Annotated in this window: 16 protein-coding genes and 3 pseudogenes; 10 read left to right on the plus strand and 9 right to left on the minus strand. The window is 72.8% G+C overall.

Annotated features, from left to right (window positions below; all coding sequences use genetic code 11):
* Window positions 1-156: 156 nt before the first annotated feature.
* Window positions 157-1,521, plus strand: a complete 1,365-nt coding sequence (locus ABZ340_RS12260) for an MFS transporter (RefSeq protein ID WP_358781677.1) — start codon at window positions 157-159, stop codon at window positions 1,519-1,521.
* A 234-nt stretch (window positions 1,522-1,755) separates the two neighbouring features.
* Here the strand turns inward: ABZ340_RS12260 and ABZ340_RS12265 are convergent, their stop codons facing one another.
* A complete protein-coding gene (locus ABZ340_RS12265; RefSeq protein ID WP_358781678.1) occupies window positions 1,756-2,157 on the minus strand; it encodes a hypothetical protein in 402 nt (133 codons plus the stop codon).
* 143 nt (window positions 2,158-2,300) lie between these two features.
* A complete protein-coding gene (locus tag ABZ340_RS12270) occupies window positions 2,301-3,752 on the minus strand; it encodes an amidase (protein WP_358781679.1) in 1,452 nt (483 codons plus the stop codon).
* A gap of 128 nt (window positions 3,753-3,880) precedes the next feature.
* Here ABZ340_RS12270 and ABZ340_RS12275 point away from each other — a divergent pair, with 128 nt between their 5' ends.
* Window positions 3,881-4,519 (plus strand): TetR/AcrR family transcriptional regulator, encoded by a 639-nt coding sequence (locus tag ABZ340_RS12275; RefSeq protein WP_358781680.1) that lies wholly within the window; start codon window positions 3,881-3,883, stop codon window positions 4,517-4,519.
* Between the two features lie 221 nt (window positions 4,520-4,740).
* On the opposite strand, the pseudogene ABZ340_RS12280 reads toward ABZ340_RS12275, so the two are convergent.
* Window positions 4,741-5,178, minus strand: a pseudogene (locus ABZ340_RS12280) (transposase); the annotation flags it as partial.
* Between ABZ340_RS12280 and ABZ340_RS12285 the strand changes: the two are divergent.
* Window positions 5,176-5,505, plus strand: a pseudogene (locus ABZ340_RS12285) (transposase); the annotation flags it as partial. The pseudogenes ABZ340_RS12280 and ABZ340_RS12285 sit on opposite strands and share 3 nt — an antisense overlap.
* Before the next feature lie 24 nt (window positions 5,506-5,529).
* On the opposite strand, the gene ABZ340_RS12290 reads toward ABZ340_RS12285, so the two are convergent.
* The 3 genes from ABZ340_RS12290 to ABZ340_RS12300 are packed head-to-tail and all read right to left on the minus strand — an operon-like array spanning window position 5,530 to window position 7,838.
* Window positions 5,530-5,823, minus strand: coding sequence for a DUF1330 domain-containing protein (locus ABZ340_RS12290; protein WP_358781681.1), 294 nt, complete (start codon window positions 5,821-5,823; stop codon window positions 5,530-5,532).
* Window positions 5,824-5,856: 33 nt separating this feature from the next.
* Entirely contained in the window at window positions 5,857-7,206 is a 1,350-nt protein-coding gene (locus ABZ340_RS12295; protein WP_358781789.1) for an MFS transporter, read from the minus strand.
* A 47-nt stretch (window positions 7,207-7,253) separates the two neighbouring features.
* Window positions 7,254-7,838: a carboxymuconolactone decarboxylase family protein gene (locus ABZ340_RS12300; RefSeq protein ID WP_358781682.1), complete on the minus strand. Its 585-nt coding sequence runs from the start codon at window positions 7,836-7,838 to the stop codon at window positions 7,254-7,256.
* Window positions 7,839-7,977: 139 nt separating this feature from the next.
* On the opposite strand from ABZ340_RS12300, the gene ABZ340_RS12305 reads away from it, so the two are divergent.
* The 3 genes from ABZ340_RS12305 to ABZ340_RS12315 all read left to right on the plus strand — a co-directional run bounded on the left by ABZ340_RS12305 (window position 7,978) and on the right by ABZ340_RS12315 (window position 10,333).
* A complete protein-coding gene (locus ABZ340_RS12305) occupies window positions 7,978-8,274 on the plus strand; it encodes a helix-turn-helix domain-containing protein (RefSeq protein ID WP_358781683.1) in 297 nt (98 codons plus the stop codon).
* A 42-nt stretch (window positions 8,275-8,316) separates the two neighbouring features.
* Window positions 8,317-9,219: a PhzF family phenazine biosynthesis protein gene (locus ABZ340_RS12310; protein ID WP_358781684.1), complete on the plus strand. Its 903-nt coding sequence runs from the start codon at window positions 8,317-8,319 to the stop codon at window positions 9,217-9,219.
* 457 nt (window positions 9,220-9,676) lie between these two features.
* Window positions 9,677-10,333: a PadR family transcriptional regulator gene (locus ABZ340_RS12315; protein ID WP_358781685.1), complete on the plus strand. Its 657-nt coding sequence runs from the start codon at window positions 9,677-9,679 to the stop codon at window positions 10,331-10,333.
* A 115-nt stretch (window positions 10,334-10,448) separates the two neighbouring features.
* On the opposite strand, the gene ABZ340_RS12320 is transcribed toward ABZ340_RS12315, so the two are convergent.
* Window positions 10,449-10,637 carry a hypothetical protein gene (locus ABZ340_RS12320; RefSeq protein WP_358781686.1) on the minus strand — a complete coding sequence of 63 codons (189 nt, stop codon included), beginning with the start codon at window positions 10,635-10,637 and terminating at the stop codon, window positions 10,449-10,451.
* Between the two features lie 226 nt (window positions 10,638-10,863).
* Here ABZ340_RS12320 and ABZ340_RS12325 point away from each other — a divergent pair, with 226 nt between their 5' ends.
* The 4 genes and pseudogenes from ABZ340_RS12325 (at window position 10,864) to ABZ340_RS12340 (ending at window position 13,937) form a co-directional block, all read left to right on the plus strand.
* Window positions 10,864-11,442: a Clp protease N-terminal domain-containing protein gene (locus ABZ340_RS12325; RefSeq protein ID WP_358781687.1), complete on the plus strand. Its 579-nt coding sequence runs from the start codon at window positions 10,864-10,866 to the stop codon at window positions 11,440-11,442.
* Between the two features lie 52 nt (window positions 11,443-11,494).
* Complete coding sequence (locus ABZ340_RS12330; RefSeq protein ID WP_358781688.1) at window positions 11,495-12,502, plus strand: EamA family transporter; 1,008 nt, start codon at window positions 11,495-11,497, stop codon at window positions 12,500-12,502.
* 199 nt (window positions 12,503-12,701) lie between these two features.
* A pseudogene (locus ABZ340_RS12335) lies at window positions 12,702-12,908 on the plus strand (EamA family transporter); the annotation flags it as partial.
* A 177-nt stretch (window positions 12,909-13,085) separates the two neighbouring features.
* Entirely contained in the window at window positions 13,086-13,937 is an 852-nt protein-coding gene (locus tag ABZ340_RS12340; protein WP_358781790.1) for an EamA family transporter, read from the plus strand.
* Window positions 13,938-14,002: 65 nt separating this feature from the next.
* Here ABZ340_RS12340 and ABZ340_RS12345 read toward each other — a convergent pair whose 3' ends face one another.
* Both ABZ340_RS12345 and ABZ340_RS12350 read right to left on the minus strand, forming a co-directional pair.
* The gene (locus tag ABZ340_RS12345) at window positions 14,003-14,635 is read right to left on the minus strand and encodes an FMN-binding negative transcriptional regulator (protein WP_358781689.1); all 633 of its coding nucleotides are present in this window, start codon (window positions 14,633-14,635) and stop codon (window positions 14,003-14,005) included.
* A complete protein-coding gene (locus ABZ340_RS12350; RefSeq protein WP_358781791.1) occupies window positions 14,635-15,321 on the minus strand; it encodes a pyridoxamine 5'-phosphate oxidase family protein in 687 nt (228 codons plus the stop codon). The genes ABZ340_RS12345 and ABZ340_RS12350 overlap by 1 nt, the downstream gene beginning before the upstream one ends.
* Window positions 15,322-15,339 lie beyond the last annotated feature (18 nt).

The following is a 15,339-nucleotide window of genomic DNA, read 5'->3' on the forward strand; positions in this document are numbered from 1 at the left end:
TTGTTTGATCCCCGGGCGCGGTGCCCGCTTTGATGCTTCCGGCCGCGGATCGGCTGTGCGGGTGAGGGGCGATGTGCGGGTGAGCGGCGATATGCGGATGAGTGACGAGGGGCGGATGGGCGGCAAGGGGCATCGGACATGTCGGGTATATCGGGCATGAGGGGTGGGTGTCGGCTGGGGCGGCGGTTCGGGTGGCTCTGGGGAGCGTACGGGACCAGCGCGCTGGGCACGTGGCTCGCCTTCGGGGCGTTCCCGCTGATCGCACTCCGGGTGCTGCACGCCGGACCGGCCGAGGTCGCGGCGCTGTCCTCCGTGGGGGCCGCGGTGGGCGCGGTCGTGGCGGTGCCGCTCGGTCCGTGGGTGGAGTTCCGCCGCAAGCGGCCGGTGCTGATCACGACGGACCTGGTGCGCTGCGCGGCGCTGCTGACGGTCCCCGCCGCGTTCGCGCTCGGCGTGCTCACCTTCGTCCAGCTCCTGCTGGTCTCGGTCGTCGTCGCGGCGGCCGACATCACCTTCCGCGCCGCCTCCGGCGCGTACCTGAAGACGCTGCTGCCGGCCGAGGACCTGCTCGTCGCCAACGCCCGGTTCGAGTCCACGGCCTGGACGGCCACGATCGTCGGACCGCCGCTGGGCGGTGCCGCGGTCGGGCTCCTCGGCCCGGTGGCGACGGTGGCGGCCGACGCGGTCAGTTACCTGCTCTCGGCCCTGGGCATCCGCGCGGCGGGCGGGCACGAGCCGCGGCCCGAGCGCCGGGAGACGGCGCGCCTGCGGGCTTCGGACCTGCTCGACGGCTGGCGGTACATCCTCGCCGACGCGGCGCTGCGTCCGCTGTTCTTCAACACCGCCTTGTTCAACGGCCTGGTGACGGCCGTCCAGCCGCTGCTGGCCGTCCTGATGCTCGGCCCCCTCGGATTCGCGCCGTGGCAGTACGGCCTCGCCTTCGCCGCGCCCTCGATCGGCGGGCTGATCGGCTCGCGGCTGGCCCGGCCGCTGGTCACCCGGTTCGGACAACACCGGGTCCTGGTCGCGGCCGGGGCGCTGCGCGCGCTCTGGCCCGTCGGCCTGGCCTGCCTCGGGCCGGGCACCGGCGGGCTGGCGCTGGTGATCGGTATCGAGCTCGGGCTCATCTTCTGCTGCGGAGTCTTCAACCCCGTCCACGCCACCTACCGCCTCGAACGCACCGCGACCGACCGGGTCACCCGTACGCTGACCGCCTGGGCGGTGACGACCAGGGCCACGACCGCCCTCCTGACGGCCCTCTGGGGCGTGCTGGGCGGTCTGCTCGGCCCGCGCACGGCCATCGGCCTGGCGGGCGCCCTCCTGCTGGCGACCCCGCTGCTGCTGCCCCGCCGCGCGGCGGGGACTCTCCCCAAGCCGGAGCCGGAGCCGGAGCCGGAGCCGGATTCGGAGCCGGGGCCGGAGCCGGATTCGGAGTCGGAGCCGGGGCCGGAGCCGGATTCGGATTCGGAGCCGGATTCGGATTCGGAGCCGGAGTCGGCATCGGTGCCGGGCCGCGGCTGACGGGCCCCGGCCGTTACGGCCGCCACCGTCACCGCGACCGGGGCGCGCCGCCTTCTCCGGAGTGGCTCACCCCTTCACGTGCGGCTCGGAGGCGAGCGCGACGGCCTCCGCCGCGGTGGCCCGGGCCCTTCGGCCACCTCTGCCCCCTGACCGTGATGCCGGTTCGTTCGCCGTCGGAGTCGGACCGCCGGCGCCTGGCGTGTCAGCCGATGCCGAGCAGTGAGGAACCGGGCGCTATGCCCGGAGCCCGCCGGCGAAGCGGACGAAGCCGGCGATGCGCGGGGTGAACGTCAGCTCACACTGCTCGCTGAGCGCCGAACGTACGCCCGCTGCCACGTCGGCGTCCGGTTCGCCGAACACCTCGAAGCGCTCCACCCGACAGTGCTTCATCACTTCTTGGATGTACGGGTCCGCCAGCTTCCAGTGGATCCGGACCGCTTCGGAGTCCTGGTAGACCTGGAAGCTGTGAGCGAGCATCCGCTCCTCGTCCACGAAGGTCTCCACCATCAGTTGCGGCCCGTGCCGCTCTGCGAACGCCACTGCCCTGGCGATGGCGCTGCGAAAGCCCTCCAGGTGACCGTCGGTGATGCGCATGGTGTTCCGGAAGAGGAGAATCGTCGATTCCTGGGCGTTCATGACTCGACCCTCGCCCCTCGACCAGGGTTGAGGTCAAGCCTGATTTCACCGGCATCGTCCTGGGCCTCTCGGCACCGCTCTGGACAGGCAGGCGCTGCTGACGGTGACGCCGAGGCTGGATCCCTTCGGGTCAGGGGCGCTCCTCAGGGGCCGGTGGGACGCCCCGCCCACACCGTGGGGGTCCGGCCCGACCAGGGACTCGCCTGTTCGAGCTGTCCGGCGAGGCGGAAGAGACGGCCTTCGAGTCCGTGACCGGCGGCGAACTGCATACCGATCGGGAGCCCCGTCCCGGCGTCGGCCGTCACGGGCACGGACATGGCGGGCGTGCCCGCCACGTTGAACGCCAGGGTGAACGGTGAGCGGTCGTTGAGGCGGTCGATCCAGCCGAGACCGTCCAGCGCCTCTGCGTCCTCGGCGTAGGTGCCCAGGGGTACGGGCAGTTCCGGCAGGGTCGGGGTGAGCAGTATGTCGTGGGTGCCGAAGTACCGTGCCAGACTTCGGGCGACCCGGTTCCGGATCGTGAGAGCGGTGACGAACTGGGCGCCGCTGACCCGCTGTCCGTAGTGGTAACCGGCAAGGGTGGGCGGTTCGAGGGTCGAGGAGTCGACGGGCCGGCCGAAGGCGGCGGCCAGTCCGTCGACCTGGGCCGTCAGATTCGCCGTCATCAGACGGGCGTTGGCCAGGACGAACTCCTCCCAGTCGGCCCCGAGGCCGATCTCGGCCTCCTCCACCCGGTGGCCGAGGGATTCGAGCAGACGCACGGTGCGAGACAGAGCGTCGGCCACGGGTGGGGTGGTGCGGCGTCCGCCCCACGCCTGGGTGAGGACACCGATCCGCAGCGGGCCCGGGGGGCGGGTGACTTCCTGTGCGTACGGCCGGGACGGCTGCTGGGCGAAGTAGGGATCGCCCGGTTCCGGGCCGCGGATCCGGTCGAGCAGCGCCGCGCTGTCGCGTACCGTGCGGCTGACGCTGCCGTGCACGGCCAGGCCGTTGAAGACCTCGTCGGCGCCGGGGCCCATGGAGACCCGGCCACGGGTGGGCTTCAGCCCGAAGAGGCCGTTGTAGGCGGCGGGGATGCGCAGTGATCCGGCGGCGTCGGTGGCGTGTGCGATCGGGACCACTCCGGCGGCGACCGCCGCGCCCGCGCCCCCGCTGGATCCGCCCGCGCTCCGCTCCAGGTCCCACGGGTTGCGGGTCGCGCCGTACAGCAGTGGTTCCGTCGTGATGCTGTAGGCCATCTCCGGTGTCGCGGTCCGCCCGAACGTCACGAGGCCGGCGCGGCGGAAGCGCAGCATCAGGGAGGAGTCGGCGCCGGCGACGTTGCCGCGTGCGAGACGGCTGCCCAGCTCCATGCGTCTCCCGGCCATGGCGACCGCGATGTCCTTGATCAGGAAAGGGACCCCGGCCAGCGGTGTGCTGCCGGGGGTGGGCGCGTCGTCGGCCGGCCAGGTCTCCACGAGGGCGTTGATCTGCGGATCGACCGCCTGCGCGGCCTCGCGTGCGGCTGTTTCCACTTCGGCGGGGGTCACCTCGCCCTTGGCCATCAGCTCCGCGAGCCCGACCGCGTCGAAGCTCACGTACTCGGAAATTCTCACTGTCACTCCCCGCAGATACGGCGATACCGTTGGGTCTCCAATGAGACCCAACGGTATCGCATGGAACGGACTGGTACCGTAGCGGTGGGTGCGGGGGCCCGCACCGGACCGGACGTCACGGAGAAGTCATGGCATCGACCGCCGGAAGGCCGAGCAGGGTGGCGAAACTGCCGCCCCGTGAGCGCATCCTCGACGCGGCGGAAGAGCTCTTCCAGAGCGAGGGGATCCGGCGGGTCGGCGTCCAGGCGATCGCGGAGAGGGCCGAGACCACCAAAATGGCGATCTACCGGCACTTCGGAACCAAGGACGCGCTGGTCGCGGAGTGGCTGCGGATCGTCGCCGCCGACTACCAGGCGGCCTTCGACCGGGTCGAGGCCGAACACCCCGGCCGGCCCAGGGAGCAGATCCTCGGCCTGGCCCGCTTCATCGCCGAGGGGTTGCCGGAGATCTCGTACCGGGGCTGCCCGTTCATCAACTCCCTCGCCGAGCTGCCCGACCGCTCCCATCCCGCACGGCAGGTGATCGAGAAGCACAAGGCCCTCCAGACCCGCAGGCTGGTCGGCATGTGCGCCGAGGCCGGGCTGCCCGATCCCGAGCAGGTCGCGGCCGAGATCACCTTCGTACTCGAAGGCGCGCAGGTCAGCACGCAGAACGGAAGCATCGATCAGGCGGGGAACCGGCTGATGAGGACCGTCGAGGGGATCCTGGACCGGCACCGCTCCCGCTGCGGCGGTTCTGACGGGCTGCCGCAGCGGTCTACGCGCTGAGCGCGGCGGCCTTCGCACCGCCCCGGGAATCGCGCCGCGCGGACAGCGGCGTGCGGGGCGCCGACGCCGTCCGGCCCTCCTCCGGCGCCGCGGTCACCGCCGGCCCGGCGTCCTGACCACCGGCCGGTCGCATTCCGCCAGGGTGCCGTCGGGCGGGACGAAGCCGGGGCCCGCTTCGCGAAGAGCGTGCAGCCGCCCGGGGGGTGCCTCTATGTCCTTCGTCAAGTGAGTCGAGGGCTTCGTGGTTGGCAGAAGGTGCCGTCGCGGAGCATGGCGGACAGGACGCTGATGCGGTGGCGGGCGAGGCGGAGGAGGGCCGGGGTGTGGGTTTTGCCGCGGGCTCGGCAGCGGTCGTAGTAGCCGCGGGATGCGGGACCGTGCAGGGCGGCGAACGCGGAGAGGAACATCGCCCGCTTCAGCTGCCGGTTTCCGCCTCTGGGCGCGTGCTCGCCGTGGATCGAGGTTCCGGACTGTTTGGCGGCTGGCGCGAGGCCGGCGTAGGAGGCGAGGTGGGCGGCGCTCGGGAACGAGCTGCCGTCGCCGACGGTGGCCAGGAGGACGGCGGCGGTCCTGACGCCGTTGCCGGGCATCGAGGTCAGGACCTGGGAAAGAGGGTGGGCCTCCAGCAGGGTTTCGATCCGGGTTTCCAGGGCCCGGCGATCCCGCCGAGCCGCGGCAAGCGGGGGCGGTCGCGGCAGCGACCGCGGGAACTCCACGCAGACCGCGGCTACGTCCGCGACTGCCACCGCCGCCAGGTCCGGGCGAAGGGCATCAAGCCCGTGATCGCCCGCCGTGGTACCGGCCACGGATCCGGCCTGGGGACCAAACGGGGGGTGGTCGAGCAGACGATCGCGCTGCTGCACCGGTTCGGCCGACTGAGGACCCGCTGGGAGATTCGTGACGTCATCCACGAGGCGTTCCTCGGGCTTGCCTGCTCGGTGATCTGCCGGCGCCGCCTGCAAGCCGCATTCCGTCGGGAGCTCTGAGCCGGGTGTCCGACTCGACCTCGGTCAGTCGATGCCTTCGACGATGCGGAAGTCGCGCTCGACGCCGTCGGAGAGGGTGACCAGTGCCTCCTGGTAGGCCGCACTCTCGTGCGCCGCGACGGCCTGCTCGAAGCTGTCGAACTCGATCAGGACGGTGCGCTCGGCGATTCCGGCGTCGTACGCCACGACCCGACTGCCACGGGTGAGGATCCGACCGCCCCCGGCCTTGACGGCCGGAGCGGCCAGCTTGTTGTAAGCATCCAGCTTCTCAGGGTCCGAAATGGTGCGGTAGACGCTGACCCAGTAGCCCTTGGGCATGGAACCTCCAGTGTGGGGATGAGTGCATCTGACTTACGGGTTGGTCTCGGACGGGCGTCGGCGGACGAGAGCGAGGCTCGTCAGCGTCGTGATCGCCATGGCGCCGATGCCGACCAGCGCCGCGGTGGTGTAGACGCTGTCGTCGGGGAAGAGGTGGCCGGGCCCGGTGCCCGCGGCGAGGATCAGGCCGCCGATGGCGCTGCCCAGGGAGTACCCGACGCTGCGGACGACGTAGTTGAAGCTCATGGCGCTCGACGTCTCGCTCTTGGGGGTGACGGCCAGGATGACGCCGGGCATCGCGGCCGAGAAGCCGCCGGCGCCGAAGCCGAGCACGCCCATCGCCACGAACAGTTCGGCCAGGTCCGACCGGCCCGCCGAGAACAGGGCGAACCCGCCGCCGACCACGACGGCGCTGCCGGCCAGGAGCAGAGGGTCGGCGACCCGCGTCCGCACGCGCGGCGTGAGCTTGCCGGCGACGAACCCCAGCACCGAGAACGGGATGAGGACCAGCCCGGCGACGAAGGTCGTCAGCCCGAAGCCGTAGCCGGCGCCGTGCGGCGTCTGCGCGTACCGGGTGATGAGCGTGAGCAGGAGGTACACGCCGGTCCCGCCGACGAACATGGCGAGGTTCGCCCCGGCGACCGCCGGGTGCCGCACCGCCCGCACATCGACCAGGGGCGTCGTGCTGCGCAGCTCGATGACGGCCCAGACGCAGAGCAGCACTACCGCGACGACGGAGAGGCCCGCCGCCACGGCGAGGTGCCGGCTCCACAGATTCCGTTCGCCGGCGAGGAACAGCACCAGGAGCAGCGCAGCAGCCAGGACGACCGCGCCTGCCACGTCCACGTGGGCGGAGCGGCCTTCGGGGGCTTCGGGCATGGAGCGCCACGCGGTCAGGAGGGCGGCGGCGGTGACCACCAGACCGAGGCCGTAGGCGGCCCGTACCCCGCCGAGTTCGGCGAGCAGTGCGGCCAGCGGGTAGCCGACGCCGGCCCCGATGATCGAGACCACCGAGAGCAGGGCGATCACGGCCGCGCTGCGCTCCTCGGAGAGGTGGTCCCGGGCCACGCCCATCATCAGCGCCGTCAGCCCGAGCCCGACGCCCTGGGCCGCCCTGCCGGCCAGCAGCCACGCGAACGGCAGCGGCAGCACGGTGAGCGCGCTGCCGGCGACGACGACCGCCAGCGTGGCGAGGATCGTGGCCCGCCGGTGCGGGCCGGCTCCGAGCCGGCCCAGGACCGGCGTGGCGACGGCGCCGCTGAGCAGCGCGACGGTCAGTGTCCACTGCGCGCTGCCGAGCGAGACGTGGAACGAGGTCGCCACGCTGGTGACGAGCGGCGTCCCGAGGCCGGCGACCGCCGCCACGACCAGAGCGATGAACATCAGCGAGGGGACCAGCAGCCGCGCCTCGGAACGCGCCCGGGTAGTGCTCACCGGTCGGTCGCGGTCGTGAGGGGGAGGAAGTCGGCGAAGCGAGGCGCGCCGGGCTCGTGCGGCATGCGCGTGGCGCGCGCGGCGAAGCTGACGGCGTGGTACCACCCGCACAGCAGAAGCAGATCGAGCAGCTGGAGTTCGTCGAAGACCGACACGAGTCGTGTCCACAGCGCGTCATCGATGTCGGAACGCTCGTGCAGCGCGTCGACGGCGAGGATGAGCAGCCGTTCCCGCTCGGACGTCCAGCACGCGTCAGCGGGGCCGCCGTGCGCCAGGGACGCCGCCTGCTCGTGGGTGAGCTCGATCCGCTCGGCGAACGTCATCATGTGCACGCCCCACTCGTACTCGCAGCCGCACAGCGCGCATGTCCGGTCGATGGCGATCTCGCGCTCCCGCATGGTCAGGGTCAGCTGCCGGCCCAGCTCGTAGCGCCCCCATCCGTGCATGGCGCCGGCCATCGGGAGGTTTCTGGCGAACATCCGGAACAGCCCGATCGGCGGCACGTCCCCGGGCGTCATGCGCGCGAGCAGCGCGCCGGCCTCGTCGGTGTACGGCGGTTCCAGCAGGGCTATTCGCGGCATCGGCGCTCCCGTTGAGGTTGTTTCGAAATCCGAAACACGGCACGGATGCTAGTGTTTCGAATAACGAAACGCAAGGAGGGTCATGCCGACACCGCGCCCAGGAAGACCGGTTCGTGGATCGACGACCGGCCGTCCGATCATGGCCGCGATGGACCTCTTCGGCCGCCGGTGGGCGCTGCGCATTCTCTGGGAGCTGCGTGCGGGTCCGCTCGGCGCCCGCGCGCTGCTGGCACGGTGCGAAGGGCTGTCATCCAGCGTCCTCTACCAGCGGCTTCGCGAACTCACGGCAAACGGGATCATCGCCTCCTCGGCCGACGGTTACGAGCTCACCCGGCTGGGGGCGGCGCTCATTCACGCCCTGCAGCCGCTCAACGAATGGGCGATCGCCTGGGCGCAGGCTCAAGAGCAAAACGATCGGAATCCTGCGGAGGCATGACGGGGGAGCCGGTGGTGGGCGAGGGAGGCAGGCGCCGGTCCGGTGCAAGGGTCACGGCACTGCGATGGGGAGGCGCGGTCTGCCCGTCACGATCGTCCGGCGTGTCTGTGTGACGGCCAAGGCGGTCGTCCCGCCGCGGTGCTGGACGAGGCGCCGTTGAGTGACGACGAGCGCCGTCGTGTGCCGGTTCGGATGGGAACGTCGCACGCCGTTTCCGTGTCGGTGCACGACAGCCGGCGAGGTGGTCCGGTCGTCTCCCTCCGCTTCTTCACCGCCGAGGGGGAACTGCCCGCGTGCGGTCATGGGACGGTTGCCGCTCTGGTCTTCCTGGCCGGGCGCGCCGGGGGCAGGAACGTCGAGCCGCCATCCATGCGAGAGGGTGCGTCTCCCCTGGTTGGTCCGTACGGAAAAAGTTGGTCCGTACGGAAGAACGCACAGGTCAATGCCGCCTTCGCCGCTGTTTCCGTAGGCCTCCGCAGGCTCGCGGCGGCCGAGTGTGACCTTGTCCTGCCCGCACTCGGTGGCACCTCGGGCGCACTCGCTCCTGGTATCCGCGTCGCCTCGGTGGGGTGGTCGCGGTTGCTGGTTCCCCTTGCCGCGCGGCCCGCTCTCGCCCCCCTCGGCCCGGACTCCGAACGGCTCCGTGCCGCCTGTGGCCGTCTCGGTTTCCTGGACCGCCGCGCCTGCTCGGTACCGACGTCCACCGGCCGCGTCGCGGCCCGCAGGTCCGCCCCGTCGATCGGCGTCGCGGAAGACAACGCCAACAGCACCGCCTGCCCCGCTGCACGCCTGGCCGGCCAGGGAATCGGCGACCTCGCAGTCGGCATGGGAGACTCCCTCGGCAGTCCCTCCACGACCACCGCCACCGCACAGCACGAGGTGTCGGGGCTGCTGGTCCACTTGGGCGGCGCCACGGAAGTCGCACGCAGCGTCCGCATGCCGTAACCGGTCCGCAGCTCATCAGCGGCCGGCACGTCAGGCGATCGTCACCCGCTCTGTCCTCCCGCGGCAACGAGCGGCGAAAGCGGCTCCTGCCGCCAAGTCCCCTGCGCCGCAACCCCCTTCGTCGCCCGCCGCTTCCACGGCTCGTCTCCGCGCCCGGCCGCCGACCTGAACGTGAGCCTGTCGCGCGCCGGCCACCGCCGTCGGCGTGCCGATCGGCTCACTCGTCGGTCGGCGCACCGGCTGGCGCGGCCCGTTCGGGGCGCTGGCACTCCTCTCAGCCCTCACCCGTCCGACTGGGTTCACTGTCAGGAAGGGCGAAACGATCGGGTTCGCCGTCAAGCGCCTCGATTGGATGACAAAGGGCAGGGGCGTTTCCCGGGACAGGGTTGCCGTAAGAACTATACCGATATATCGTTGAAGCATCGCGACAGATCAACGATGGAATGGAGTGAGAGCGATGCGTACCCACGGATACGAGCGCGGACACGGCGGACACGGGCACGGCGGCCCCTTCGGGCACGGCCGGGGCGGCTTCGAAGGGCTGCGGGCGGCTTTCGGCCCGTTCGGGCCGGGCGGGCCGGGCGGGTCCGGTGGCCCGGGCGGTCCGTTCGGGCCGGGCTTCGGCTTCGGTCCCGGCGCCTGGGGCGGGCGAGGGCGCGGCGGCCCCAGGGGCCGGGCGCGCCGCGGTGACGTACGGGCGTCGATCCTGGCCCTGCTGAAGGACCGGCCGATGCACGGTTACGAGATGATCCAGGAGATCGCCGAGCGCAGTGGCGGCGTCTGGAAGCCCAGCCCGGGCTCGGTCTACCCCACCCTCCAGCTGCTGGAGGACGAGGGTCTGATCGTCAGTGAGAGCGAGGGCGGCAAGAAGCTGTTCTCCCTCACCGAGGCGGGCCGCGCCGCGGCCGGCGAAGGTCCCGAGGCGCCCTGGGAGGAGGCCTCGCGCGGGGTCGACTGGGAGGCCCTCAACGACATCCGGCAGGCCGGCTTCGGGCTGATGGAGGCCTTCGGGCAGGTCTGGAAGACGGGCAGCAAGGAGCAGCGGGAGAAGGCGCTCGCCGTCATCGGCGATGCCCGCAAGAAGCTGTATCTGATCCTGGCCGACGAGGACTGACCCGCCTCGCGTCCCGGCCCGGCACCCGGCGAGGTGCCCCCGCGGAGCGATCCGCGGGGTGATCCGCGGGGTGATTCGCAGGGCGCCTTCGTCCGCCCGCGGGCGAGGGCCGGGGTCAGTCGAGCCGTCGTATCGCTGCCGCGTCGAACAGGTCCCACGCGCGCGGCAGGGCGCTCTCGTCGTGGCAGTGCCACGCCGCCCAGAACAGATCGGCGGGCAGCGCGTCCTCCGGGGCGTACACCCGGTACACGTACTGCCTGCCGTCGACGGCCGGCAGTGCGACCAGCCAGCATCTGCTCCCCATGCCTGTGGGACCGACGGGCCGGTGCGCGGGTTGCCCCCGGGGGCGTGCGACGCCGGGATGCGCGCCCCCGAAAGTCGTGCCTCCAAGGGGCGTGTCCCCAGGGGCCGACGCCGTGGTCTCCTCCGTAAGGAGGAGACCACGGCGTGTGATATCCCCTTCGCGTGGGACGCGAAAATGGTTCCCTTCGGGGATGACCCGGCCGAAAGAGGCTGATGAGCTGGGAGTTGTGCAATCCCGTATCCCCCGGCAGGCGGCCGGTGAGCAAGGCGGCCGGCGCCCGGACGGAGCCGGTCACGAGGTCCGGGCCGAGGCCGAGCTGGCGTCGGTGGTCTCCGCCGCGCGCCGCCGCGCGGTGCGGGACGGAGACCGGCACGTCGACACGGCCCATCTGCTCCACTCCCTCCTGGAGTACGACCCGCAGGCGCGGGCCGTACTCGGTGAGGGACCGCATCTCGCCCGGCTGCTCGGCTACCTCGTGCAGCGCAGCATCGGCTACGGCCTGCGCTGGCAGGGCACCGTGGAGGACTCCGGCGCCGTCCCCGTCGTGACCGAGGCCGCGGGCTTGTCGCCGCTGGCCGCCGCGGCCATGGAGCACGCCGGTGAGCTCGCCGCCCGGCGCGGCGGGGGCCGGGCCCGCGGCGTCGATCTGCTCGCGGCGATCGTCGTGGACCCGCAGGCCCGGGCCGTCGAGGTGCTCTGCCGCGCCGGAATCGACCCCCGGACGGTGTTCGCCCGCGCCGGGGAGCATGCCGGGCCGGTTCATGACGGGGGCGCCCCGGGACCACCCGGCACGTCCAGCCGGTGAGACAGGTGTCATCGAGGGTGACGGTCATGTCGTCGCCTGTCATCATGGGCCGGTGCATACGTCTGACAGCAGTCGCGGCAGTCGAGGCAGCCGCGGCAAGGGCGCCGGGCTCGGCCTCGCGCTCGTGTCCGCGGTCGCCTTCGGAGGCTCCGGTGTCGCGGCCAAGCCGCTGATCGAGGCGGGTCTGGACCCACTCCACGTGGTGTGGCTGCGCGTGGCGGGCGCGGCCCTGGTGACGCTGCCGCTCGCCGTGCGCCACCGCGCGCTGCTGCGGCGCCGCCCCGGGCTGCTGACCGGTTTCGGACTGCTCGCCGTGGCCGGCGTCCAGGCCTGCTACTTCGCCGCGATCTCCCGTATCCCCGTCGGCGTCGCCCTGCTCGTCGAGTACCTGGCACCCGCCCTCGTGCTCGGCTGGGTGCGGTTCGTGCAGCGGCGGCCGGTGACGCGCGCCGCCGCGCTCGGCGTGGTCCTCGCGGTCGGCGGGCTCGCCTGTGTCGTCGAGGTCTGGTCGGGCCTGGGCTTCGACGCTCTCGGCCTGCTGCTCGCCCTCGGTGCCGCCTGCTGCCAGGTCGGCTACTTCGTCCTGTCCGACCAGGGCGGCGACGCCGGCGACGAGGCGCCCGATCCGCTCGGCGTCATCGCGTACGGGCTGCTGGTCGGCGCGGCCGTGCTCACCGTCGTGGCCCGCCCCTGGACCATGGAGTGGTCCGTGCTCGCGGACACCGCCTCCATGGACGGCACCCCCGTCGCCGCCGGTGTGCTGCTGGCCTGGATCGTGCTCGTCGCCACGGTCGCCGCCTACGTCACCGGCGTGCTCTCCGTACGCCGCCTCTCGCCGCAGGTCGCCGGTGTCGTGGCGTGCCTCGAAGCGGTCGTCGCCACCGTCCTGGCCTGGGTGCTGCTCGGCGAGCACCTCTCCGCGCCGCAGCTCTTCGGCGGCGCGGTGGTCCTGGTCGGCGCCTTCATCGCGCAGTCGTCGGCACCCGCCGAGGGTGGCGCGGACCCGGTGGCGGTCGCCGGCCCGGAAAGGGAGTTGTCCGCCCGGGGGACGTCCGCCTAAGGTGCGGATCATGCACACGAACGCACTCGTTCTTCCGCCGCCCGCCGTCTGAGGCGGGCCCTCCGGAACATGCCCGGCGTGCCGCCGGGCAGAACGGTGCTGCCCGCAGACGAAGTCCGCGGACCCCGTGCGACGGCCCGAACGGCCCCGGGGTCCTTCCCGAACTTCCGCGCCCCAGGCGCGTCTGCGGAGAGAACTCGTGTCGAATGCCGTCTCCGGCCTGCCCGTCGGGCGTGGCCTCCTCTATCTGATCGTCGCCGGTGCCGCGTGGGGCACCGCGGGCGCCACCGCCTCGCTGGTCTACCGAACCAGTGACATGGGGCCCGTCGCCCTCTCCTTCTGGCGCTGCGCGTCCGGGCTGGTGCTGCTGCTCGCCGCCCGCCTGCTGCTGCGCCCGCGGATCCGGACCGGTGGGTCCGGTCCGTTCGGTGGGTCCGGTCCGTCCGGCGGGTCCGGTCCGTCCGGCGGGTCCGGTCCGTCCGGCGGGTCCGGTCCGTCCGGCAGGTCCGGGTTTTCCGGCGAGTCCGGTCCGTCCGGCAGGTCCGGGTTTTCCGGCGGGTCCCGTTCATCCGGCAAGTCCGGTCTGTCCGCCGGGGCTTCCGGGTTCGCCAGGTCTGCCGGGACTGTTGGGTCTGCCAAGACTGCCGGGTCTGCCAAGACTGACGGGTCCGCCAAGACTGCCGGGTCTGCCGGGTCTGCCGGGACGGCCGAGACCGTGCCGCTCGGCCGCAAGGTGGTGCGGGCCACGGTCACCGGGCTGGGTCTCGCGGTGTTCCAGACCGCGTACTTCGCCGCGGTGGAGTCCACCGGGCTCGCCGTGGCCACCGTCGTCACCCTCGGCGCCGGTCCCGTGTTCATCGCGGTCGGCGCGCGGCTGACCCTCGGGGAGCACCTCGGCCGGGGCGGGACGGCCGCCGTCACCGGAGCGCTCACGGGACTGGCCGTACTCGTCCTCGGCGGCGGCAGCGCCACCGTGCGCCCGTGGGGCGTGCTCTGCGCGCTGCTGTCCGCGGCCGGCTACTCGGTGATGACGCTGCTGACCCGGCGCTGGGGCCGGGACGGCGGGGCGGACGCCGCCGCGACGTCCGCCGGGGCGTTCGCCGTCACCAGCCTGTGCCTGCTGCCCTTCGCCCTGGCCGAGGGCCTGGTGCCGCACACCGGCCGGCCGCTCCGGCTCCTCGGGCTGATGGCGTACGTCGCCGCGGTCCCCACGGCCCTCGCCTACGGCCTGTACTTCGCGGGCGCCGCCGTCGTACGGTCGGCCACCGTGTCCGTGATCATGCTGCTGGAACCGGTCGCCGCGGCGGCGCTCGCGGTGCTCCTGCTCGGCGAGCACCTCACGGCGGCGACCCTGGCCGGCACCCTGCTGATGCTCGGTTCGGTCGCGGGGCTCGCGGCGGCGGAGGCGCGGGACGCGCGGGCGGTGACCGTGTGACCGCCTGAGGGCGAGAGGGCGGGGGCGGGGCCGGTCGGTCCGAACCGTCCGCCCCCGCCCCCTGGTCAGGCTTCGCGGCGGCGCAGCAGGTGGGCGCGGGCCGCCGCGTCGCCCGGCCCGTCGCGCCGGGCGAGACCGGCCGCGATCCGGTCCTGGACCTCCTCGGACCGCTTGCCCGCGTACTTGAACTTCGCCCGCACGCCGGTCACTTCGAGCCGCAGGCCGCGGATGCCGGACAGCATGCGGCCGTACGGGGCCTCGCCCGCCGTGGCCCGGGCCGAGCCGCCCTCCGGCTGGAAGTGCCCGACCTGACGGTTCAGCAGCTCCGCCTTTTCGGCCGGATCGTCCACGACATGGGCGCGGCAGCGGAGCTGGACCGCCGCGTAGAAGCTGGTCGGGACGCCGTGCTCGGGCGGCTCGTCCGGCGCGGCCTGCCAGGGGCCGGGGATGTAGGTGTAGTCGTCGACCACGCTCAGCAGCACGTCCGGGTCCGCCTCCAGCGCGCGCCACAGCGGGTTGGGGCGGGCGAGATGGGTGACCGCCTCGCCGCGCCCGGCGTCGTAGGCGAAGTGCAGGGGCTGGACGTGGGGCGGGTCACCGGGCAGGCCGTTGACGGCGAGCTGCCCGAAGTCGTGGACCGCCAGCCACCGCTGCCACTCGGCGTCCTCACGGGGTGCGTCCCAGGGGTGGATCAGCATCACAGCTCCATCAGGTAGCCGGGCAGCTCGGTGCCGGGGGCCAGGCGCGGGTCGGGGACCGGTGCCTCGTAGCCCTTGCGCAGCGGGAGGACACCGGCCCAGTGGGGGAGGGCGTAGTCCTCCGGCTCGTCGTTGACGCCGCCGGTGCGGAGCTTGGCGGAGACCTCGTCCAGGTCGAGGCGGATGACGGCGGTGGCGGCCAGCTCCTTCTTGTCGGCCGGCCGGCAGTCGCGGGAGCGGCCCGGTACGACGTGGTCGACCAGGGCGTCCAGGGCCAGGAGCTTCTCCTCGGGGTCCGTCACGTCGTACGCGGTGCCGTGCACCACCACGGAGCGGTAGTTGACCGAGTGGTGGAAGCCGGAGCGGGCCAGCACCAGCGCGTCGACGTGCGTGACCGTCAGGCACACCGGGAGGCCCGGGTCGGCCTGTCCGGCCATGCGCAGCGGGCGCGAGCCCGTCGAGCCGTGCACGTAGAGCCGCTCGCCGACCCGGCCGTACAGCGTCGGCAGGACCACCGGGGCGCCGTCGCGGACGAAGCCGAGGTGGCAGACGTAGCCCTCGTCGAGTATCGCGTGCACCAGGTCCTTGTCGTACGAGGCGCGGTTCGCGGAGCGGGTGGGGACGGTGCGGTCGGTGCGGGCGTAGGCGGTGGCGGCGCCGGGTGGTGTCTGCTGCGTCCCCTGCATGGCGGTCTCCATTGCACT

Source organism: Streptomyces sp. NPDC006134 (genome assembly GCF_040628835.1).
Taxonomy (GTDB): Bacteria; Actinomycetota; Actinomycetes; order Streptomycetales; family Streptomycetaceae; genus Streptomyces.